General features: G+C 32.2%; 14 protein-coding genes. 12 read left to right on the top strand and 2 right to left on the bottom strand.

The features are described from left to right. The first annotated feature begins 39 nt into the window (after window positions 1-39). The 6 genes from Q0870_RS03885 (at window position 40) to Q0870_RS03860 (ending at window position 11135) form a co-directional block, all read left to right on the top strand. On the top strand, window positions 40-2604 hold the full coding sequence (locus tag Q0870_RS03885) for a T9SS type A sorting domain-containing protein (RefSeq protein ID WP_298551280.1): 2565 nt from the start codon (window positions 40-42) through the stop codon (window positions 2602-2604). 238 nt (window positions 2605-2842) lie between these two features. Next, a complete protein-coding gene (locus Q0870_RS03880) occupies window positions 2843-4495 on the top strand; it encodes a sulfatase-like hydrolase/transferase (RefSeq protein WP_298551278.1) in 1653 nt (550 codons plus the stop codon). A 12-nt stretch (window positions 4496-4507) separates the two neighbouring features. Continuing rightward, window positions 4508-6004: a sulfatase gene (locus Q0870_RS03875; protein WP_298551276.1), complete on the top strand. Its 1497-nt coding sequence runs from the start codon at window positions 4508-4510 to the stop codon at window positions 6002-6004. 14 nt (window positions 6005-6018) lie between these two features. Beyond that, window positions 6019-7425: a sulfatase gene (locus Q0870_RS03870; protein WP_298551274.1), complete on the top strand. Its 1407-nt coding sequence runs from the start codon at window positions 6019-6021 to the stop codon at window positions 7423-7425. A 37-nt stretch (window positions 7426-7462) separates the two neighbouring features. Then, window positions 7463-9973, top strand: coding sequence for a heparinase II/III family protein (locus Q0870_RS03865; protein WP_298551272.1), 2511 nt, complete (start codon window positions 7463-7465; stop codon window positions 9971-9973). Next, entirely contained in the window at window positions 9924-11135 is a 1212-nt protein-coding gene (locus Q0870_RS03860) for a lactonase family protein (RefSeq protein ID WP_298551270.1), read from the top strand. The genes Q0870_RS03865 and Q0870_RS03860 overlap by 50 nt, the downstream gene beginning before the upstream one ends. A 12-nt stretch (window positions 11136-11147) precedes the next feature. Here Q0870_RS03860 and Q0870_RS03855 read toward each other — a convergent pair whose 3' ends face one another. Continuing rightward, complete coding sequence (locus tag Q0870_RS03855) at window positions 11148-12194, bottom strand: GntR family transcriptional regulator (RefSeq protein ID WP_298551268.1); 1047 nt, start codon at window positions 12192-12194, stop codon at window positions 11148-11150. Between the two features lie 101 nt (window positions 12195-12295). Continuing rightward, window positions 12296-13342, bottom strand: a complete 1047-nt coding sequence (locus Q0870_RS03850; RefSeq protein WP_298551266.1) for a GntR family transcriptional regulator — start codon at window positions 13340-13342, stop codon at window positions 12296-12298. Between the two features lie 522 nt (window positions 13343-13864). Here Q0870_RS03850 and Q0870_RS03845 point away from each other — a divergent pair. The 6 genes from Q0870_RS03845 to aldA all read left to right on the top strand — a co-directional run bounded on the left by Q0870_RS03845 (window position 13865) and on the right by aldA (window position 22799). Beyond that, window positions 13865-15976: a bifunctional aldolase/short-chain dehydrogenase gene (locus tag Q0870_RS03845; RefSeq protein ID WP_298551264.1), complete on the top strand. Its 2112-nt coding sequence runs from the start codon at window positions 13865-13867 to the stop codon at window positions 15974-15976. 108 nt (window positions 15977-16084) lie between these two features. Next, window positions 16085-17365 carry a sugar isomerase gene (locus tag Q0870_RS03840; RefSeq protein ID WP_298551262.1) on the top strand — a complete coding sequence of 427 codons (1281 nt, stop codon included), beginning with the start codon at window positions 16085-16087 and terminating at the stop codon, window positions 17363-17365. Between the two features lie 9 nt (window positions 17366-17374). After that, window positions 17375-18748, top strand: coding sequence for an FGGY family carbohydrate kinase (locus tag Q0870_RS03835; protein WP_298551260.1), 1374 nt, complete (start codon window positions 17375-17377; stop codon window positions 18746-18748). A gap of 66 nt (window positions 18749-18814) precedes the next feature. After that, on the top strand, window positions 18815-20104 hold the full coding sequence (locus Q0870_RS03830) for a class II aldolase/adducin family protein (protein WP_298551258.1): 1290 nt from the start codon (window positions 18815-18817) through the stop codon (window positions 20102-20104). Between the two features lie 9 nt (window positions 20105-20113). After that, a complete protein-coding gene (locus tag Q0870_RS03825) occupies window positions 20114-21262 on the top strand; it encodes an alpha-hydroxy acid oxidase (protein WP_298551256.1) in 1149 nt (382 codons plus the stop codon). Between the two features lie 97 nt (window positions 21263-21359). Continuing rightward, on the top strand, window positions 21360-22799 hold the full coding sequence (gene aldA / locus Q0870_RS03820) for an aldehyde dehydrogenase (protein ID WP_298551254.1): 1440 nt from the start codon (window positions 21360-21362) through the stop codon (window positions 22797-22799). The last annotated feature ends 93 nt before the right edge of the window (window positions 22800-22892 follow it).

Raw genomic sequence — 22892 nt, 5'->3', positions numbered from 1 at the left:
GTAAAAAAAAATGTTATTTAATCTTAAATTATAATAATTATGCTATATGAAAAAAAAATAAAAAAGGGATTAACTTTTATTATATTGCTTTTTGGCTTATCAAATATTGATGCACAAGTTACACTCTCTACAGATTTTACAGACAATGCTAAGCAAAATGAACCTTTGCATAATATATGGTCTGTCGCAAATCGCATTAGTCCAAAAAATGGATCCAATATTCGTCCAGGACTGAAGATGAATACGGTTAGGATGATTGGTGGAATCAAAAAGACTGTAAATGGCGAAAATGTAAAAGACTTAGATTTTGATACCTGTTTGTATGATTCTATCAATAATGTGTATGTGTATAGATTTGAACGTTTAACAGATAGATTAGATAAAATCATCAACTCTCAAACAGAAATTCATCAAATTGTGTTAGACCAACCTTCTTGGGCTTTTCAACACGGTTACACTTTTATTCCTGAAGGAACTAGAGATAATGTTAATTTTAGAGAAGATGAGCAAATATCTATTTACGGAAATTCTTTACCACCAGCAAATAAACAGGCATATCACGATTATATAAAAGCGTTAATGACGCATTTAGTAGCTACTTATGGAGAAGAAAAAGTATTGTCTTGGCGTTTTAGAGTAGGTTCAGAAATTGAAACTCCGGACCATTGGTTTGGAACCAAACAAGATTTTATAGAGCATTTTGAAAATACAGAAAAAGCAGTAAGAGAAGTGTTGCCAAATGCTGTTATTGGTTTACACACAAGAGCTCCAGATTTTGTTTTTAAAAACGGAACGGTTTTAAATTATAAAGGCGAACCTTTTGCTTCTTTTGCAGAAGATTTAATTGAATATTGTGCTGATAATAATGTAAGATATGATTTTTGGGGAGTCTCTGACTACGTGGTTTTAGGTAATGGTACTTTACGTGATATGAGCATTAAGTATAATCATTTATTTGCTGATTTGGTAAATCATCCAAAGTGGAATGATAATGCTATTATTGATTTAATGGAGTATGCTACTGTTACTACTATGAATGGTGCTGATGGCAAAGGATTTATAAATGCAGAAACAACCCACGCAGAAATTGTAGAATTGTATTTTTCTAATATTTATTATAAAAATAAAGACAAAGGTTTAGATTTAATTTACAGATGGGGTAATAGAACAGGGTCTCAAGATCCTCCAGGAATTACTGTATTAAATACAATGAATGGTAAGGATCATTATACAACAGTTGTTTCTGGGACTCCACAAACTTCTACAAATGATTTGGATGCTATTTTTTCTAAAAAAGAAAATACTACTGAATATGATGTGTTGCTTTATAATTACAACAACAGTTCTTTAAACTACAGAGATAGCGAAAATGTAAACGTGTCTTTTACCTCAGAATTACCAGAAGGTACCACCTTGTATTACAGAAGTATAGCTTATAGTGAAGACAATAATAAACTTCAAAATTTCTTAAAAGAAAATGCTGGTTTTGTAAAAAGCGGGTTTAATGATAGAGGTTCTCCAGATAGAATTTTAACTGAAGCTGGTTTAGCTGCGTATGATGCATATGATAATCCAAATCCACATACCTATAGTGAATGGAAAAGCATTATGACAACTGCACGTAATGACGGTGAATCTGGCTCTGTAATGTCTGTAGATACTGAACTGCCTTCATTTGCGTTCGAAAAGTTTGAATTTAGAACCGAAGATTATTTTGTAACAGCTATCGCACCAGCAACTGTAGTATGGACAACTACAGAAGATTTTGCACCTTGGACAGCAGTAACTGCAGGAATGAATGTAAATACTGATAATGATAAATTGACTTTAAATTATTCAAGTGGATTTGCATTGCCTATGGCCGCAATAACAGGATTAAATATCAATTCAGATTTATATGAAACATTACAATTGGTAGTTAAGAATAATACAGAAGGTACAAGTCTTCAAATGGCAGCAAATATTCCAGGAGCTGAATTTGCCACAGGTAGAAAAAAAATCACTATTCCTAACGATAATCAATGGCATACCATAGATGTAGATTTAACAAATTGGGGGCATTGGGCAGGAATTATCAATGAATTTAAGGTATATGAAAAAGTAAATACAGGTAGTATTGTTTTTGATAGAATAGAATTTATTCCCAATGCAAATGTTGAGGTATTTGATGTAACTCTAAACAAACAAGGCAATGGTTTGTTAAATTATACAAGCGGGACTTCTTTTGGAGGGCAGCAATTTGATTTTAACGCCATTGCAGAACAGGGTTGGGTGTTTCAAGGTTGGTCTGGAGATATAGTAAGTACCGAAAATCCGTTATCAATAACCGTAAATTCAGACTTAAATATTACGGCAACATTTGTTCAAGATGGTTTGTCTGTGGATGATTTTCAACAAAACAAAATATTTACCGTGTATCCAAATCCAAGTGAAAGTGGTGTGTTTATGCTGAAAAATTATGACTCAGAAAACTGGGATGTTTATAATTTTACAGGAGCCAAGGTTTTATCTGGTAAAGGGGAAACTATAGATATTTCTAACTTTTCAAATGGCATGTATATCATTAAAATAAATAATAGTTATAAAAAAATATTATTTAATTAATTGAAAAGAATTCCTCGACGTTCTGCGTCTGGGTTTCCATTGAAATTATCATTCCCATGAAATCAAAGATTCATGAATCCAATGATTTTAAATATGAAATAATGAATAAAACGGGAATCTAAATATGAAATTTTGGTTTTTGATATTAATAGTCAACATAAAAACCAACAGAATGCCCCTATGGCTTTGCCTTAGGGGTAGATTGTTTAAAGAAATTTTTTATTAAAAATAAATTAGGGTGAAGTTGTTTTCAAAAATTTCAGTATTCATTTTATTAGGCATTCTTTTTTTAAGTTGCAAATCATCGTCTTCGCAAAAGGAAAAGACCATTGAAAAAAAACCAAACATAGTATTAATCTTTGCCGATGATTTAGGTTGGACAGATGTGAGCACGGGCAATACGAGTGGAGGTAGAGGTTCTAAAATATACGAAACCCCAGAAATTGATAAATTGGCAACTCAAGGGATGTCATTTACACACGCTTATACTAATCAAAACTGTGCGCCGTCAAGAGCGTCGTTGATTAGCGGTCAATATCCAACAGGTGCAGATAATCAAGTGTATAATGTAGGGTCATTAAGCAGGCAAGATAAAAGAACAAAAGGTTTTCCAGATTTACCCATAAAACCGTTTCAACAGAAAAAAGTGATTGCGGAAGATGGTGTTAATTTATTTGACGTACTTAAAACCCAAGGTTATCAAACAGCTTTTGTAGGTAAGAGTCATGGCACACCGCACCCTTTAGTGGGGAATTATGGAATTGACTTACCTGCGGATATTCATCATATCATTGCTGCTCCTGTAGACGGAAAGCGCATTAAGTCGTATTACTTGGCATTAGAATCTGATCGAAAAGGCTGGACGTTCAGCTCAGAATACGTAGATAAATACGCGATACCTTACAATCAAGATTATATCAATACAATTCTTAAACCTTATGCTTCACGAAGCGAAGTATCTCTTTTAGATAAAACTCCAAAACACCTCACCGATGCTATTGGCGATTTTTCAGTAGATTATATTAAAGAGAAAGCAAATGGGGGACAACCGTTTTTTTTATATGTGCCTTTTCATGCGGTACATTCTAAGGTTGTAGGTCGAAAAGATCTAACCGAAAAATATAAAAAGAGAGGTTTAAATAAACGCGTTGCAGAATATGCTTCTATGATTGAGTTGTTAGATCAAAATATAGGTAAGATTAACCGTGCTATAAAAGATCCTAATAGCGATGACGATTTCTCTGACGATATCAGTAACAATACAATTTTTATTGTTTATTCAGATAATGGAGGTTTGAGAGACAATAAACCACTTACAGGGAAAAAGGGGAATTTAACAGAAGGTGGTATTAGAGTACCTTTAATCTTTCGTTATCCAAATGTAATTAAGGAAAACACGGTGACAAATCAATCAGTACATTGTATCGATTTTTTACCGACACTGGCAGAATTTGCAGGAGTTAATATGTCAAAACTAGAGAAACCCGATGGTAGTAAACCTTTGTATGATGGTGCATCTTTTGCCAAAATTCTTAAAGGCGAAGAAAAATGGTTGTCAAGAGAAAATTTATTTTGGCACCTTCCGGGATATATGGATGAGCGGTTTTCGCCTTCAACAGTAATTCAAAAACGAGTTGGAGAGGATTATTATAAACTCTTCTATTTTTATGAAACAGAAACGTTTGCCATGTATCATTTGAATGAAGATTTACCCGAAAAAAATAACCTTTTAGAAAGTCCTACTTCAAAAGAAATAGAAATTGCTTTAAGTATGAATGCAGATATGCTGGCATGGTTAAAAGCAAATAATGCCCCAACGGGAACTTGGGTGAAGAATGGAGAAAACGTGCCATATCCTTTAAAAGATGGTGTTAAAAAACATAAAGATTAAGAATAAAAAGAAATGAATAAAAAACATCTAGTACTAATTTTATTAGGGTTTTTAGCTTTAGCATTTACATCGTGTTTAGGAAATAAACATACAGATACGAAACAAAAGGACTTAGCTAAGGTTGAACAAAAAACAAATGTCCTAACCAAACCCAATCTAATTTTCTATTTAGCCGACGACCAAGATGTATATGATTATGGGTGCTACGGCAATGAAAAAGTGAAAACAGTAGCAGTAGACCGTTTAGCTAAAGAAGGCATGCTTTTTAACAATGCTTTTACTGCTCAAGCCATTTGTGCGCCAAGTAGATCGCAACTTTTTACGGGTAATTATCCTTTGAAAAACGGCTGTTTTGCAAATCATACAGCTACAAGACCAAATATAAAAAGTGTGACGACTCAAATGAAAAATTTGGGATATGAAGTAGTTTTGGCTGGTAAAAGTCATGTAAAACCAGCAAGTGTATACCAGTGGGATAAAGAGTGGGAGCCCGTTCCTAAAAAAGATGTGCCTAGAGATTATATTCCTTTAGATAGTATAGAAAGTTATTTCCAATCAACGAAAAAACCATTCTGTATGTTTATCACTTCAAAATACCCACATGGAAAGTATTTTGATGTTGAAAATCCAAAAGCAGAAGCTATTAAGTTTTTCCCATTTAATGAGGATAAAAAAAATGACAAAGCTTTTGTAAAAAAGAAAGCAGGGTATTACAGAAGTATTGAAGAAGATAACACACAAATAGAAGGTGTTTTAAAATTGGTAGATGAGTATTTAGGTGATAACACATTATTTATTTACAGTGCAGATCACGGGGTTTCAGGTAAATTTACGGTAAAAGATATTGGTTTAAAAGTGCCATTTGTAGCGCGTTGGCCAAAAGTAATTAAACCAGGATCTACTTCAAATCAACTCATTCATTATACCGATGTTCTCCCAACATTTATGAACATAGCAGGGGGGAAGTCTCCAGAAGATATGGATGGGAATAGTTTTTTACCGATTTTACAAGGAGAAGATGTTGAAGTAAACAAATATGTGTATGGGGTAAGAACAAATCAAAATATTTTAAATTCTGAGGTTTTCCCTTCAAGAATGATACGTAATCAACGGTATAAATACATTCAAAATTTTAATTCTTTAGAAGTTGTTGAACAAAATTTAACGGGAAAACCTAATGTAGATTACTTTATAAAAAGAGGTGCAAATAAATATAAAAGTGAACCTTTTGAAGAGTTATATGATTTGCTAAATGACCCTTATGAGCAAAACAATTTAGCTAAAAACGGAGAATTACAAGCGATTAAAGAACGATTAAAAAAGGATTTATTTAGTTGGATGAAATCACAAGGAGATATTTTAGATGAATCTCTTGGTAATATGCCAATTATAACCCCTAAAGGAAAAAAAGGATTTAAACTAGATCAAGATACCCCTAGACGAAAAATCCCCGATTCCATAAAAAACACACTAAAAAAAGACGACTATATTGTCATTGAGCATTGGTAAAAAAACTTAGAAAAATGAATAAATTCTTCACATTCGCATTTGGTTTAGTAATCCTTTTCATGTCATGTAAAAATGAAAAAGAAAAAACCACAGAGAAAAAAGGCAAAAAACCAATGAACGTTTTGTTTATTGCTATTGACGATTTACGACCTGAATTAGGTCTTTATGGTGCGCCACAGGTAAAGTCGCCCAACATAGATCAATTTGCAAAAGAAGCTGTTGTTTTTAATCGTGCCTACTGTAATGTGCCTGTTTGTGGTGCTTCAAGAGCTAGTTTATTAACAAGTATTTTACCCACAAAAAATCGTTTTATTGATTATAGAGCTAAGGCGCAAGAAGATGTACCAAATGCAAAAACACTACCAAGCATTTTTAAAGATGCTGGCTATACTAGTATTTCTAATGGGAAAATTTTTCATTATAATAAAGATGTGCAGGAAGCTAGTTGGAGTGAAAACCCATGGATGCCAGAAGGAGGGCACAGAGTGAGTTATGATTCAACAACAAATGCGGTACTTATGAAATCGGGTAATGGTCGTGTGTATGAAGCCCCAGAAGTAGATGATAGTGCATATCCTGATTATAAAATTGCACAAAAAACCATTAGTGATTTACGTCGTTTTAAAGAAACAGGAGAATCTTTTTTTATGGCTTGTGGGTTTTTCCGTCCGCACATGCCATTTTATGCGCCTAAAAAATATTGGGATTTGTATGATAGAGATGCTATAGAGATAGCAGGCAACCGTTATTTACCTGAAAATGCACCTAGTTCTTTACGAGGTAGTACTGAATTTAAAACCTATAGTTTGGGAGACTATAAGCCAAATACTGACGAATTTCATAAAATGATGCGTCATGGTTATTATGCTTGTGTGAGTTATGTAGATCAGTTAGTTGGAGAGGTTCTTGGTGAGCTAGAAACTCTTGGTTTGGCCGAAAATACAATTGTTGTATTATGGGGAGACCATGGTTGGCATTTGGGAGAACACGAATTTTGGGGAAAGCACAATACATTGCATAATGCGTTACAGGTACCATTAATTGTAAAAGTACCTGGAAAAGCCAAAGGACAACATACCAAAGCTTTGGTAGAGAGTGTTGATATATATCCGACACTTTGTGATTTAGCCAATTTAAACACGCCTAATTATATTATGGGCGAGAGTTTTAAATCTGTTATAGATAATCCTAAACAGTCATTTAGAGAAAACGCTTATGCGCGTTTTAAAAAAGCTGATGCTATTGTAACTGAAGGTTTTACATATTCTTTATACGAAAACGGTGAAGAGATGTTGTATAATCTTGAACAGGACCCTAAAGAGAATAGGAATATCGTGGCGGATGCTAGCTACAAAAAAGTGCTTGAAGACATGCGAAATGCGCTGAAAATAAAGCAAGAACAAGCTAATAGCTATAAGTAAGGTAGCTTGTAGTAGAATTGTGATAAAAATCAGTTGGATGTTTTCTAAAAATAAGAAGAGGCTTTTTAAAACTAAAATAGTTCTGCTACTAATACTATTAATTACAAGTTATTTAAATGTAATTAGTCAAGAATTAGAGCGTCCATTCATTTTAGTGAAGTCTAGTGAACGTAATCAAATCCTTGAAAAAATAGATGCTCAGAAATGGGCTAACGACATCTATTTTGATTTAAAAACAAAAACCGATATTCAGGTTAATAAATTTCACCAAAACCCAAAATCATATTTAAAGCAACTTCCATTTAATTGGTCTGAAGCTCAAGAAAATAGTTTTCCACCTTTTTATAAAACTTTCCATATAGAAAACGGTGTCCAAAAAAATCTTGATAATGCAACAGATGCCGAAAAGAAACATATGGAATTATTGATTAAATACCTGCAAGTTGCTTTGGATTGTGGGATGATGTATTATTTAACACAAGATGAAAAATATGCATACGTAGCGAGTAGTATATTATACTCATTTGTGAAATCAGTACAAAAATCTAAAGTTTCAGATTGGAAAGGCAGAGGAGGCTGGTTATTTCCTTACGATGGCTTTAGAGAAGTTCGTGTTTTAGGGTATAGATTGCCTTTAATTTATGATTTTATTCATCCCTATATCAATAAAGGAGGTGCTTCGTTTGATATTATAAAAAACATTAAAGTTGGTTTCTTATTTGAAGAAGCCCAAAATGTATTTAAAACCTACGCCAATATTACGGTAAACTATGGTCAAACTGGATCTAATCATTGTGTGTTAGAAGCGCCAAATTTGGTGTATAACGCATTGGCTATCGATGATGAAGCCGAGCGTGAAAAATGGTTGTCTTATTTCTTAACTGAAAGTACAGAAAATCAAGATGCCTTACCAGTTATGTATAAAAATTATAAAAACAAAGGTGATATTTGGCCAGAGACATCGCAGTATTTAAATCATTCTACATCACTTTTAGCAAAATTAATGCTAGTAGTAAACCGTTATAAGCCACCATTAAAGTTAGGAGAAACCTACCCAAATATTTTATATGCTTTACCAAGGTTAGACTATTTTGTATATCCTAATCATGAAATTGTACGTTGGGGTGATGGGCACAGAAATGCTCATGCACCCTACGAAGCTTATGAAAACGCTTATGTTTTAACTAAAATGGATGGTTTAGAGGGTTTACAGGGAAAATTTTTTCCACTTATAAAAAGAGCGATGGTTAAAGGGAAATACCGAAGAAATAGCCCAGAGGCTTTGTTTTGGTATACTGAGGCCATCAATAATAAAAATACTAAAATTGAATTATCAAGGACAGATAGAGTTTATCATGCAGGCATTGTTTTACAACGTAATTTAAGTAGTACAAATAATCCAATAGATGGGTTAATGTGTTTTGTAGGAGGAGCACACATGGTTCATGGGCACGCGGAAGGCATGAATATAGAGTTGTATGGAGAAGGGCAGGTTTTAGGTGTTGACCATGGAAGGAAAAATTATGGACAAGATCTTCATGAGAACTACTCTAGAATATTTGCTGCGCACAATACAGTAATAGTAAATGGTAGTTCTCAAGGAGAAGGTGGATGGGTTAATTTAGGTATAAATACGGTAAAATTAATTTCTATGGAACCAGAAGTTGGGAAGGAAGGAGTTTCCCCATACCATTCTTTTAGTCAAACTAGTTTTGTGGATGATAAAGGTGAAAAAGCAGAAGCAAAACAAGAACGGACTCTGGCTTTAATTAGAACATCTCCAACTACGGGTTATTACGTTGATGTATTCCGTTCAAAATCTAAATTACCAAATGAATATCATGATTATCTGTATCATAATATAGGGGATAAGTTGATTTTTGAAAATACAGATATGGGTTTTAAAAAAACACCGAATCGGTACATGGCTAATACAAATGTAGATTGGATTCAAAACAAAAAATATAGAAACCCAGGGTGGCACTTTTTTAAAGATGTTAAAACATCAAAAACCTACGATAAAGCTGTTAAAGCTACTTTTGCTACAAAAAGACTAAGCCCTGGGGAAATTTTCATGCAACTTCATATTCCAAGTTTTAAAAATAGGTCATACACCAAGGTAAAAGCACCTATAACTTTTGAAGCACCAAAACCTTATGGTAATTTACCAACACCAACATTAGTAATTCGCAACAAAGGAGAAGCTTGGAAAAATCCTTTTGTGGTAGTATATGAGCCTTTTAGTAAAAGTGAAGGTTCATCTGTAAAATCGGTAAATAAAATAGAAGAAAATGGTGTTTATAAAGGTTTAAAAGTCGAAACTTTTGTGTCATCGAAAAAAATGACTCAATATATTATAACACAATCTAAAAATCAAGTTTTTAAAAATGAAGCCTTAAATTTTTACTTTAAGGGCACTTTTGCTATAATTTCATTGGATGAAAATGAAGTGTTAAAAAGTATATATATTGGAGAAGGCGAAAAATTAAAATTTAAGAATGAAGAAATTGTCACTGGAGGAAGTACTGCTTTCTATAAAGAGTATTAATAAAGAATTTAGATTTATAATTATGTTTTCAAGAGTACTGGTTTTACTTTTTGGCTTACTACTCTTAACAGGATGTCAATCAAAAGATGATTTAACCTTGGTTTTTGTAGGAAGCTTTACAGATAAGAAATCTGGTGAAGGTATACATGTATATGAGTTTAATACTAGAACAGGAGAAAGCACTCTTAAATTCACCTTAGATAGTGTAATAAATACCTCTTTTTTGAAACTTTCTCCTAACGGAAAATATTTATATTCCGTTGTTGAAAGCCAAATGAATTACAATGGAAAAGTAGCTTCTTTTGAAATAGACATTATAAATCAAAAAATTGATTTAATAAATACACAAGATTGTGGTGGTCGTAACCCTGCTCATATAGAAATTGATAAAGGTGGAATATTCTTAATAAACTCAAACTATTCTGATCCAAGTTTGAGTGTTTTTAAAATTAATAAAAACGGAAGTCTTAATCCATATAGTCAAGTTTTAAGGTTTAAGGATAGTAGTATTGTAGAAAGCCGCCAGAGTGAAGCACATATACATTCTTCTAATTTTTCACCAGATAATAAATATCTATTTGCTCAAGATTTAGGGGCAGATAAAATTAGAGGATTTGAGTTTAAGGACGAAGCAAGCAATATTATACTTCAAAATGAAAATCAAATAAAAATAAAACCAGGTAGTGGCCCTAGGCATTTTACATTTCACCCAAATGGAAAATTTGGATATAGTATTTCGGAATTAAGTGGTAAAGTGGCTCTATTTAATTATCATAAAGGTAAGTTAGGTTTTATTGAAGATTATCTGTCTAATAAACAAAAGCAAGAAGTTTATAGAGCTGCCGATATTCATATCTCTCCTGATGGAAAGTTTTTATATGCTTCTAATCGTGGGCCGAAAGAAGATAGTATTTCCATTTTTTCAATTAATCAAGACAATGGAAAGCTAAGTTTAGTTGGTCATGAACCTGCTTATGGCGAGCATCCTAGGAATTTTGCTATTTCTCCTGATGGAAAATTTTTATTAGTGGCAAATCAATTTTCAAACAATATTGTTGTATTTAAGAGAAATGATAAATCAGGAAAACTTTATAGGCTTCCTAATGAAATAAAGGTCAATAGTCCCTCAAGTATTCAAATGCGAACCTATAATATAAATTAAAGTAACGCTATTTTAGAGTGAATCTCTAACAATAAAATTAAATGGAACTTTTACCTTGCCTTGTGATTTGTTTAGAATCATTTGAGCTGCGGTTTCCCCCATAACCTTAAAATCGGTGGACATTACAGTAATTCCCAGTAATTCTTTTAAAGGCGTGTCATTATAAGATATTATGCCTATTTCCTCACCTAATTTAAACTCATCTTCTCTTACCTGCTTAACAAGATTAACTAAATCGGCTTCTTCAATAGTTATAAATAAATCTCCTTTTTTTAATATCATATCATCATAAACCTCGTTTAGAATTTCAAAATCTAACTTGTGTTCAACACAAAATTTTCTAAATCCATGTAAAATCCTTCTAGGGTATGGGTATACAGCCTTTTCTGGGTATACTAACATGATTTTTTTGTATTTTTTTATTTTTGATATTCCTTCTGTCAAAGCATTGTAGATGTCATTTTCGAAATCCTGATAGATTTCTACAAGGCTACTATTTATGTTTGGTTTTATATTGTCTAGAATTATTAATTTGTCTTTTGGTATTTTCTTTATGGATTTAATGACATTATCTGTTAGGCTTACATGTTTTAGTTGCTCTGTTTTAAAATGTGGCATTATAATAAAGTAATCATAGGCAGACTTGTTTTTATCTAACAAGTTCAAAAAAAGTGTTTCATCACAATGGTATATGTGTAAATCGGTGTGGGAATTTGGGCCAATGGTATCAATAAAGTGATTGTAAGTTCGTAATTTATATGAACTTAATTTATTGATTAAAAATAAAATATTGACTTTTGAAATTAATTTGGTTCTTGAAATATAAAATCCTTTACCTCGTATAGAGGTTATAATGTTTCTGTCTTTAAGGATGCTATAAGCTTTTTCAACAGTGTCTCTAGATAAATAAAACTCTTCACTAAACATATTTATTGAAGGAATCTTTTGATCCATCGTTAAATTGCCAGCAGATATATTATCAATAATTGAATCTATAATTTGTTGGTATTTTGGTATTCTTGAGCTTTCATCAATCTTAATATATTTAATTAGGTTCATTTTCTTTAAATTAGATAAATGAAAATAAAGCTTTTTTTTGATAAACTAAAATAATTTGTAGTTACAATTATTTTAGTTTAAAGCGGATAGTAATTTGGGTCTTATATAGATTGTCTATCAATAAAATTAAAAGGCACTTTATATTTGCCGTTTTCATTATTTAAAATCATGCTAGCTGTTGTTTCTCCCATGACTCTAAAGTCCGTTGAAATAACAGTGATACCTAGAAGCGCTTTTAAAGGTGTGTCATTATATGAAATAACACCTATGTCTCCACCTAAAACAAATTCTTTATCTCTTAGTTGCTCAATCAGATTAACTAAATCGTCCTCATCTATAGTGATAAATAAATCGCCTTTTAAAAGAATCATATCATTGTAAACTTGATCTAAAATGGAAAAATCTAAATTATGCTCAACACAAAATTTCATAAATCCATTCTTAATGCTTTTGGGGTAAGGGTAAATTGTTTTTTTTGGGTAAATAAGAATTATTTTTTTGTATTTAGAAATCTTTTCAATGCCATTCTTTAAAGCATTATAAATGTCTTTTTCATAATCCTCATAAACTGTGATAATATTATCTTTTAAAGGAACCTCCTTATTATCTAAAATAACTAGTTTGCTTTTAGGGATTTTATTTATTGCTTGAGAAATGGCAGTAGTGGTACTAGTGTGTTGAAGGTCTTTAGTTTTAAAATGAGGCATTATTACATAATAATCATAGGCTTTTTTATGCTTGCTTAATAAGTTTAAAAATAATGATTCATCACAATGGTATATGTGCAAGTCAATATAAGCATTAGGTCCAATACTGTTTAAAAAAGAATGATAAATTTCCATTTTGTACCAGCTCAATTTATTGATGAGAAACAAAATATTTAATTTCTTTATTAGTTTAGTTTTAGAAATATAGAAGCCTTTACCTCTTATGGGAGTTATTATATTACGATCTTTAAGGATGCTATAGGCTTTTTCAACAGTGTCTCTTGAAAGGTATAAATTTTCGCTAAGCCTATTTATAGAAGGTATTTTATCATCGAATTTAAAATTTCCTGAAGATATATTGTCTATAATGGAGTCTACAACTTGTTGGTACTTAGGGATTCTAGAGTCTTCGTCAATCTCTATAAATTTATGTATTTCCATTAATATATGTTTTTAGAACTTGTATTTTTTATCACTTTAGCGCTGTAAAATTCTATAAGCTATTTCAAGTACATGGGGTTGCATTCAGTAATATCAATTTTTTAGAGGTAGGCTTGATTTGAAAAAATATGGTTTTAGTTGTTTTCTTTTGGAAAATATTTAAATCCCACTAGATTATCAATGCCATACTCCAAAACGATTTCATATTTCTTATCTATATATTTGTTTTTTTAAAAGTGAATGTTGGACTACGAAATTTCAAAAACTCTAAGTTAGCTTTTAACTAGAAGTGTTTATCCTGTAGTGTCCTGTTGTTATAATCTTTTTAATGGATTCTAAAAAAATATAAAAATTTACAGCTATCAGAAAACTTAATTATATTATGAATAATAGTACTTCGCGAGCTTTTGTGGGTTATAATTTTAAATTCTTTAAAGTAATATTCATTTTTACGGCATAGTACAGGATACAAAAGTTTTTAGTGTACTATATTTTTGGTTCTATAATTTATTTTACATCAATATGGAAGAAATTACCAATACAAAAAAATTTAAATATGTGGATTATTTGTGGGATGAAGCAAAAGCTGCATCACTTGGAGATAATCAAGTAGATTTATTTTTATACCGCTCAAATATTTTAGGGGCAGATTTAAGAATCACTAATTATGGTGGTGGAAATACAAGCTGTAGAACCGTAGAAAAAGATCCTCTTACCAATGAGGATGTTGAGGTAATGTGGATTAAGGGTTCTGGTGGTGATATAGGTACTTTAAATAGAGCAGGTATTGCTGGTATTTATGTGGATCGCTTACGTAATTTAAAAAATGTTTATGGAGGCATAGAAGATGAAGATCGTATGGTAGGTTTATTTAATCATAGTATTTATGATTTAGATAGTAAAGCGCCTTCAATTGACACGCCACTTCATGGATTATTACCATTTGCTCATATAGATCACTTACATCCGGATGCTTTAATTGCAGTTGCAGCAGCAAAAGATAGTAAGCAAGTAACCAAAGAAATTTGGGGAGATACTATGGGTTGGGTACCATGGCAACGACCAGGTTTTGATTTAGGTCTGCAAATTGAAAAATGTTTAGCTGATAACCCAGGTATTAGAGGTATTGTTTTAGGGAGCCATGGTTTATTTACATGGGGAGATACATCTTATGAGTGTTATATGAATAGTTTAGAAGTTATTGAAATGGCTTCTGAATTTATTGCCAAAAAAATTAAAGAAAAAGGAAGTGTATTTGGTGGACAAAAAATTGAGAGTTTGCCAAAAAATGAACGTTTAGAAAAAGCAGCTCAAATTATGCCTTTGCTAAGAGGGTTGTGTTCTTCCGAAAACAGAATGATTGGTCATTTTTCTGATACAGATGTAGTCATGGAGTACATCAATAGTAATGATTTAGAAAGATTGGCGCCAATGGGTACATCGTGTCCAGACCACTTTTTAAGAACAAAAATTCAGCCGTTAGTATTAACCTTAGATAAAAATGAAGATTTATCTGATGCTGATGCAATCTTAAAGAAATTAGAACCAGCATTTGAAGCTTATAGACAAGAATATGCTGATTACTATAATACATGTAAGAAGGGCAATAGTCCTGCAATGCGTGATGCAAATCCAGTAATCATTATATACCCTGGTGTTGGTATGTTTAGTTTTGCAAAAAATAAGCAAACCACTCGTGTAGCTAATGAGTTTTACATAAATGCAATAAACGTAATGCGTGGTGCTGAAGCTATTACAGAATATACTTCACTACCAAGACAAGAAGCTTTTGATATTGAGTATTGGTTGTTAGAAGAAGCTAAGCTACAACGTATGCCAAAAGAAAAGCCATTATCTCGAAAAGTAGCTTTGGTTACAGGAGCAGGTGGCGGAATAGGTAAAGCAATTGCTGATAAATTAGCTGCTGAAGGTGCTAATGTTGTACTTACAGATATTAATGAAGAAGCACTTATTGAAGCAAATGGAACTTATGCTAGAGATGTTTCTACTTATGCTATTTGTGATGTAACAAATACTGAATCTATAGCAAGTGCTTATAAAAAGGCAGTTATTGAATTTGGAGGTGTTGATATTATTGTACATAGTGCAGGGTTAGCAATTTCTAAACCTTTGTTAGATACAACAGATAAAGATTGGAATATATTACAAAGTATATTAGTTAAAGGTCAGTTTGACTTAGCAAAACAATTCTCTGCAATTACTCGTAAACAAGGTCTAGGCGGAGATTATATTGCTATTGCAAGTAAAAATGGCTTAGTAGCTGGTCCAAATAACGTAGCTTACGGTACTGCTAAGGCAGCACAACAGCACATGGTTCGTTTATTAGCTGCTGAATTAGCTAAAGATAAAGTACGTGTAAACACAGTAAACCCTGATGGCGTTATTGTAGGAAGTAAAATATGGGAAGGTGCTTGGGCAGAAGGTAGAGCCAAAGCTAACGGAATTACCGTTGAGGAACTTCCAGCATTTTATGCAAAAAGAAACTTATTAAATGAAATTATTACACCAAATGATATTGCAAACGGTGTATTTTCTTTAGTAGGTATACTTGACAAATCTACAGGAAACATTATTAATGTTGATGGTGGAATGGCAAATGCTTTTGTAAGATAAAAAAATAGTAAAAATATTGTTTAGTTTAGTTGAGTAAAAGGAAAACTTCCATAAATTCCAGATGGAGTTTATGAGGTTTTCTTTTTTTTATTTGAAGATGTTAAAATTATGAAAATACAAAAAGAGCAAATATCAGATTATAATAAAAAGGGATTGGAAAATCATAATGAGAGTTTTGATTTTCTGGCAAACAAATTAAGTAAAAATGGCTTTGATGTTAATAGTATCATATCCAAATTAGCCGATTTTCAAGTTGCTATTCCTAGTTGGGCATTAGGTGCCGGAGGAACGCGTTTTGGACGTTTTTCTTTTTATGGAGAGCCTTCCAATTTAGAGCAAAAAATTGATGATGTTGGAGTTTTACATAGTTTAACTCAAACTGCAGGTGCAGTATCTTTGCATATTCCTTGGGATATACCTTCGGACTATGCAGCTATAAAAGAACGTGCCGATTCACTTAATATTAAATTTGATTCTGTAAATTCTAATACCTTTCAAGATCAAAAAGATGCTAAAGAAAGCTATAAGTATGGTTCTTTAAGCAATACAAGTAAGGCGGTTAGAGATCAAGCTATTGCTCATAATTTAGATGTAATAAATATAGGGAATAAATTAGGTTCAAAAAGTTTAACTGTTTGGTTAGCTGATGGATCTTGTTTTCCTGGTCAAAATAATTTCCAAACTGCATTTCAGAATACTCAAGATAGCTTAATAGATATCTACAAAGGTCTTCCGGATGATTGGAAATTATTAGTAGAATATAAACCTTACGAGCCAAACTTTTATAGTACGGTTATTCAGGATTGGGGTGCTTCTCTTATGTTGGCTAATGGGTGTGGCGATAAAGCTTATACACTTGTAGATTTAGGACATCACTTACCAAATAGTAATATAGAACAAATTGTTTCAATTTTACAATTAAAAGGTAAATTGGGAGGTTTCCACTTTAACGATAGTAAGTATGGTGATGACGATTTAACCGTGGGAAGTATTAAGCCTTATGCATTATTTTTGATTTTTAATGAATTGGTTTATGGAATGCAAAACAACCCACAAAACCCAGATTTAGCATGGATGATTGACGCAAGTCATAATGTGAAAGACCCTTTAGAAGATTTAATTCAATCTTTAGAGGCTATTCAAGAGGCTTACGCTAAAGCAATGCTTATAGATCAATCAGCATTAAGGGTGGCGCAAATGGATAATGATGTTGTTAAATGTCAAGAAATTTTGCAAGGAGCTTATAGAACAGATGTTAGGCCTTTAATAGAAAAGGCACGTTTAAATAGTGGTGGAGTTTTAAGTCCTATTGGTGCTTATAGAGATTTAAAGGTTAGAGATGCACTAATTAAAGAAAGAGGAAGAAATACAGTAGCTACAGGACTTTAATTTTTTACTATGAAAAAGGTAACAGCTGTATTTGATATAGGTAAAACTAATAAAAAGTTCTTCTTATTTGATAAAAATTTTAAAGAAGTTCATAAAGAGTACATTTCTTTTGATGAAATTGAAGACGAAGATGGGCATCCTACCGAAAACCTTCCTGCGCTAAAAAAATGGTTAAAAGAAGTTTTTGATAGAATTCTAAAATCGAATAAGTACGATGTTAAGGCTATTAATTTTTCAACTTATGGAGCTAGTTTAGTTCATATAGATGAAAATGGAAACCCGTTAACACCATTGTATAATTATACGAAGTCATTACCAGCAAACATTGTTTCTTCTTTCTTTGAAACTTATGGGCCGAAAGAAGAATTTCTTAAAGATACAGGTTGTGCAGATTTAGGAATGTTAAATTCTGGATTGCAGTTATACTGGATAAAGTTAACCAAACCTGAGGTTTATAAAAAAATCAAATATTCTTTACACTTGCCACAATATTTGAGCTATGTTTTTACAGGTATTGCTTTAAGTGAATATACAAGTATTGGTTGCCATACAGCATTGTGGGATTACGGTAAAAAAGATTACCATAGTTGGGTTTATAGCGAGGGTTTTGATAGAATTTTACCACCTATAGTTTCTACAGAAACAAGTATAAATATGAACTACAATGGTAGTCGTATAAAAATTGGTGTAGGTATTCATGATAGTTCTGCAGCTTTATTACCTTATGTTAGAAGTATTAAGAAAAAATTTATTCTGGTATCAACAGGTACTTGGAGTATTGTTTTTAATCCTTTTGCAGACAATTCTAATTTAGCTACTACTTACAAAGAAGATACACTAAACTATATGCGGATTAATGGTAAACCTGTTAATGCTTCCCGTATATTTTTAGGTAACGAATATAAATTGCAGGTTACAAAATTAGATAAACATTTTGGTGTTAATGGTGATTATCACCGTTCTGTAAAGTTTGATTATGATACCTATTTTGAAATTGTAAAAGACTTTAAGCATAGTTACAGATGGGATAGCATAATAGATGAAAATATGCCTGAAGAAACAGATATATCTTATCATAAATACGAGCACGCCTACCATCAGTTAATGATTGAACTTGTTTTATTGCAAATCAAATGTATTAAGGAAGCCCTAGGAGGTGATAGTATTGCAAGAATATATGTAGATGGCGGTTTTAGTAACAATGATATCTATATAAAGCTCCTTTCACACCATTTCAGAGATAAAAAAATAAGTACAACAGATGCTTCTTTGGGATCAGCCTTAGGAGCGGCAATATCAATTTCTGATAACAAATTGAATTCTAAGTTTCTTAAACAAAATTATGCACTAAAAAAACATGTGCCCTTTATTGTAAAAGGTTAGTTTTTAAAAATACAAATATTAATGAATTTTATTTACTACTAAATATTTCATTTCAAATTATATAAAATGTCAAAAAATATAAAGTTAATACACCCAAGAGATCAAATTACCGAAATTATAGATAGAATCTATAAAAGAGGAATGACTACCACTTCTGGTGGAAATATATCTATTATTGATGATAGTGGCGACATATGGGTTACACCATCAGCTGTTGATAAAGGTTCGTTAAGACCTTCAGATATTATATGTGTTAAAAAAGATGGAACCATTATAGGAAAGCACAAGCCATCTTCAGAATTTCCGTTTCATAAAGCTATTTATGAAGGAAGACCTGATATTAAATCAGTAATTCATGCCCATCCTCCAGCTTTAGTCTCTTTTAGTATTGTGCGTCAAATACCTAATACTAATATTATTTCACAAGCAAAGCATATTTGTGGGCCTATTGGTTACGCAGACTATAGAATCCCTGGAAGTGAAGAATTAGGAGAGGTTATAGCAGACGAATTTAAAAAAGGATATAAAGCTATAATAATGGAAAATCATGGAACCGTTTTAGGTGGTAGTGATTTAACTGATGCTTTTGAGCGTTTTGAAGCTTTAGAGTTTTGTGCTAGTACTATTTTATATGGTTCTCAAATAGGGACACCAAAATATTTAACTGACAATCAGATTGATGAATTTGAAGCACAGGCTACTGGTGTGTTGCCAGAAATGGAAAATACAGAATATCCTTCAGATGAAAATGAAAAGCGTTTAGAAATTTGTCAAATTGTACAACGTTCTTGCCAGCAAGGCCTTATGATAAGTTCTTACGGAACTGTTTCTATGCGATGGAAAGATAACGACTTTTTAATAACACCTACAGGTATAAATCGTTGGGATATAGATGTTGACGATATAGTACAGATTAAAGACGGAAAGCGAGAAGCTGGAAAAATTCCTAGTAGAGCTACATGGATTCACCAAGAAATCTACAATCGTAATCCAGATGTTAATTCTATTATTATGACTCAGTCGCCTTATTTAATGGCATTTGGAGTTACAGGAGAATATTTAAATGTTAGAACTATTCCAGAAAGTTGGATCTTTTTACAAGATATTAGTGCTGTTAAATATGGTGACCATTTCAGGAAAAACAATAATTCTCAAATGGTAGATGATTGTTCTACTGCTTTAATCATTGAAAACGATTCAGTTATTATTACTGGAGATAAACTTTTACAAACCTTTGATTATTTAGAGGTAGCTGAGTTTAGTGCTAAATCTATTGTCTTAGGGAACTCTCTTGGAGATATGGTGGCTATTAATGATGAACAAGTAGAAGATTTAAGAAAGAAATTCTTATCATAATAAAACATTATGGCAGTAAAGTTTGATACCCGATATCCATCTATTGATGATTTGAGAACTAAAGCTCAAAAGAAAATTCCAAAGTTTGCTTTTGAATATTTAGATGGAGGCTGTAATGAAGATGTTAATTTAATTAGAAATACATCAGAATTGAGGGAGGTACAACTTAAACCTAATTATCTTCGTAAACATCATGGGTCTTCTCAAAAAACCAAGTTGTTTGGAATTGAATATGATGCGCCTTTTGGTATTGCTCCTGTAGGATTACAAGGCTTAATGTGGCCTAATTCACCTGAAATTTTAGCTAAATCAGCTTTTGAGCATAATATTCCTTTTATACTCAGTACGGTAACAACTACAAGCATAGAGCGAGCAGCTGAATTAACGGAAGGAAAAGCATGGTTCCAATTATATCACCCTACAGAAGATAGTTTAAGAGACGATATTATAAAAAGGGCAGAAACAGCAGAATGTCCAGTTTTAGTTATTTTATGCGATGTGCCTAGTTTTGGTTTCAGACCAAGAGATATTAGAAATGGATTGGCAATGCCACCAAAAATGAATATTAGTAATATTCTACAGGCCTTTGGAAGACCACATTGGAGTTTACAAACTTTAAAACATGGAATTCCAAATTTCGCGAATTTATTACCATACATGCCTAAAAATTTAGATTTAAAACAATTAGGTAAATTTATGGATCAAACATTTTCTGGGAGACTTAATGAAGAAAAAATCAAGCCAATTAGAGATATGTGGAAAGGTAAATTGGTTTTAAAAGGTGTTGCTTCTCATTATGATGCAGAACAAGCTATTCGATTAGGGTTAGACGGAATAATTGTATCTAATCATGGTGGTAGACAACTAGATGCCGGAGAATCAACAATAAAACCACTAGCAAGTATTGCCGAAAAATATGGCGACCAAATAGAAGTGATGATGGATAGTGGTATTCGTTCTGGTCCAGATGTTGCAAGAGCTATGGCTTCTGGTGCTAAATTTACTTTTATGGGACGCTCCTTTATGTATGGTGTTTCAGCATTAGGTAATAAAGGAGGGAATCATACTATATCATTATTAAAAACAGAGTTACAGCAGGTTATGGAGCAATTATGTTGTGAGAAAACAACAGATTTTCCAAATCATTTAATAAAATGATTTTTTAATTAGCAAGACTAAGTTAAGGAAGTTTTTCTATAAAAAATGTATAGGCTTTCTATTAGAAGAAACGTATAACTAAACCAACTAAAACATTATGAAAAATTATAAGCAATACATTAACGGACAATTTGTTGAGTCAAAAGCGACTTCAGTAATTGAAATATTAAACCCATGTACTGAAGAAGTAATTAGTACAATATCTTCTGGTACGGTTGAAGATGCAAATAATGCACTTGAAGCGGCACAAGCTGCACAACCAGCGTGGGAAGCTTTGCCAGCAATACAAAGAGCTGCGTTTTTGCATAAAATGGCCGATGTTATTAGAGAAAACAGAGTCTTTCTTGCTGAAACGTTATCTAAAGAGCAGGCCAAAGTTATTGGTTTAGCACAAGTTGAAATTGATGTAACAGCTGATTATTTTGATTATAATGCAGGTTGGGCAAGACGTATTGAGGGAGAGATTATTCAAAGTGATAGAGAAAAAGAGCATATTTATTTACACAAAGTTCCAATTGGAGTAGCTGTAGGTATTTGTCCTTGGAACTTCCCATTTTTTGTAATGGCTAGAAAAGTAGCGGCATCTTTAATTACAGGTAATACATGTGTTATCAAACCAAGTTCTGAAGCGCCAAATACCATTATGGAATTTGCAGATTTCATTCAAAAAATAGATTTGCCAGCAGGTGTATTAAATTTTGTTTGTGGTGCAGGTAGAACGGTTGGGAATGCGCTTTCAAAAAGTCCTATTACAGGTATTATCAGTTTAACTGGTAGTGTTGGTGCAGGTCAGCAAATTATATCTGCTGCAGCAGAAAATATAACTAAAGTATCTTTAGAATTAGGAGGTAAAGCACCTGCTATAGTATGTGCTGATGCTAATATGGATTTAGCTGTAAACTCAATAGTGTCATCAAAAGTTATCTTTAGCGGACAAGTATGTAACTGTGCAGAACGTGTTTATGTAGAGGATAGTATTTATGATGAGTTTGTTGAAAAAATAACTAAAAAAATGAGTCAGGTTACTGTTGAAGATGCTTTAACAGGAACAAATGCTGATATGAGTAGTTTGGTGTCTAAATCTCAAATAGATAAAATTTCAGAAATGGTAGAATTTGCCAAAAAAGAAGGGGCTGAAGTTTTAGTAGGCGGTAGGCGTCATGAAAATTTTGATAAAGGATATTTCTATGAGCCAACGCTTTTAACGAATGTTTCTCAACAATCTGAAATTATTCAAGAAGAAGTTTTTGGACCAGTATTACCAGTAATGAAATTTAATACTTTAGATGAAGCTATTGCATTATCAAATGATTGCCAATTTGGATTAACATCGTCAATATTCTCAGAAAATTTCAATAACATTATGAAGGCTACAAATAGTTTACATTTTGGAGAAACTTATGTAAATAGAGAACATTTTGAAGCTATTCAAGGTTTTCATGCAGGTTGGAAAAAATCTGGAGTAGGTGGCGCAGATGGTAAGCACGGCATGGAGGAGTACTTACATACTCGTGTAGTTTATGCTAAGTATTACTAATAAATATCATTAAGAATGTCTAGTCCTAAATAGTCGATACAGATTATTAAAGGATTAAATTTATTAATTAAAACTGAACAATCATATGATTGT

This window comes from uncultured Algibacter sp. (assembly GCF_947487575.1).
Classification (GTDB): domain Bacteria; phylum Bacteroidota; class Bacteroidia; order Flavobacteriales; family Flavobacteriaceae; genus Algibacter_B.
This window is presented reverse-complemented; position numbering and strand designations above follow the sequence as displayed.

What these genes read in the sequence shown, in the direction of transcription:
- Q0870_RS03845 (WP_298551264.1), top strand. Translation starts at nt 13,865, where the DNA reads ATGGAAGAAATTACCAATACAAAAAAATTTAAATATGTGGATTATTTG.
- aldA (WP_298551254.1), top strand. Translation starts at nt 21,360, where the DNA reads ATGAAAAATTATAAGCAATACATTAACGGACAATTTGTTGAGTCAAAA.
- Q0870_RS03825 (WP_298551256.1), top strand. Translation starts at nt 20,114, where the DNA reads ATGGCAGTAAAGTTTGATACCCGATATCCATCTATTGATGATTTGAGA.
- Q0870_RS03855 (WP_298551268.1), bottom strand. Translation starts at nt 12,194, where the DNA reads ATGAACCTAATTAAATATATTAAGATTGATGAAAGCTCAAGAATACCA.
- Q0870_RS03875 (WP_298551276.1), top strand. Translation starts at nt 4,508, where the DNA reads ATGAATAAAAAACATCTAGTACTAATTTTATTAGGGTTTTTAGCTTTA.
- Q0870_RS03835 (WP_298551260.1), top strand. Translation starts at nt 17,375, where the DNA reads ATGAAAAAGGTAACAGCTGTATTTGATATAGGTAAAACTAATAAAAAG.
- Q0870_RS03850 (WP_298551266.1), bottom strand. Translation starts at nt 13,342, where the DNA reads ATGGAAATACATAAATTTATAGAGATTGACGAAGACTCTAGAATCCCT.
- Q0870_RS03840 (WP_298551262.1), top strand. Translation starts at nt 16,085, where the DNA reads ATGAAAATACAAAAAGAGCAAATATCAGATTATAATAAAAAGGGATTG.
- Q0870_RS03865 (WP_298551272.1), top strand. Translation starts at nt 7,463, where the DNA reads ATGTTTTCTAAAAATAAGAAGAGGCTTTTTAAAACTAAAATAGTTCTG.
- Q0870_RS03860 (WP_298551270.1), top strand. Translation starts at nt 9,924, where the DNA reads ATGAAGAAATTGTCACTGGAGGAAGTACTGCTTTCTATAAAGAGTATT.
- Q0870_RS03870 (WP_298551274.1), top strand. Translation starts at nt 6,019, where the DNA reads ATGAATAAATTCTTCACATTCGCATTTGGTTTAGTAATCCTTTTCATG.
- Q0870_RS03885 (WP_298551280.1), top strand. Translation starts at nt 40, where the DNA reads ATGCTATATGAAAAAAAAATAAAAAAGGGATTAACTTTTATTATATTG.
- Q0870_RS03830 (WP_298551258.1), top strand. Translation starts at nt 18,815, where the DNA reads ATGTCAAAAAATATAAAGTTAATACACCCAAGAGATCAAATTACCGAA.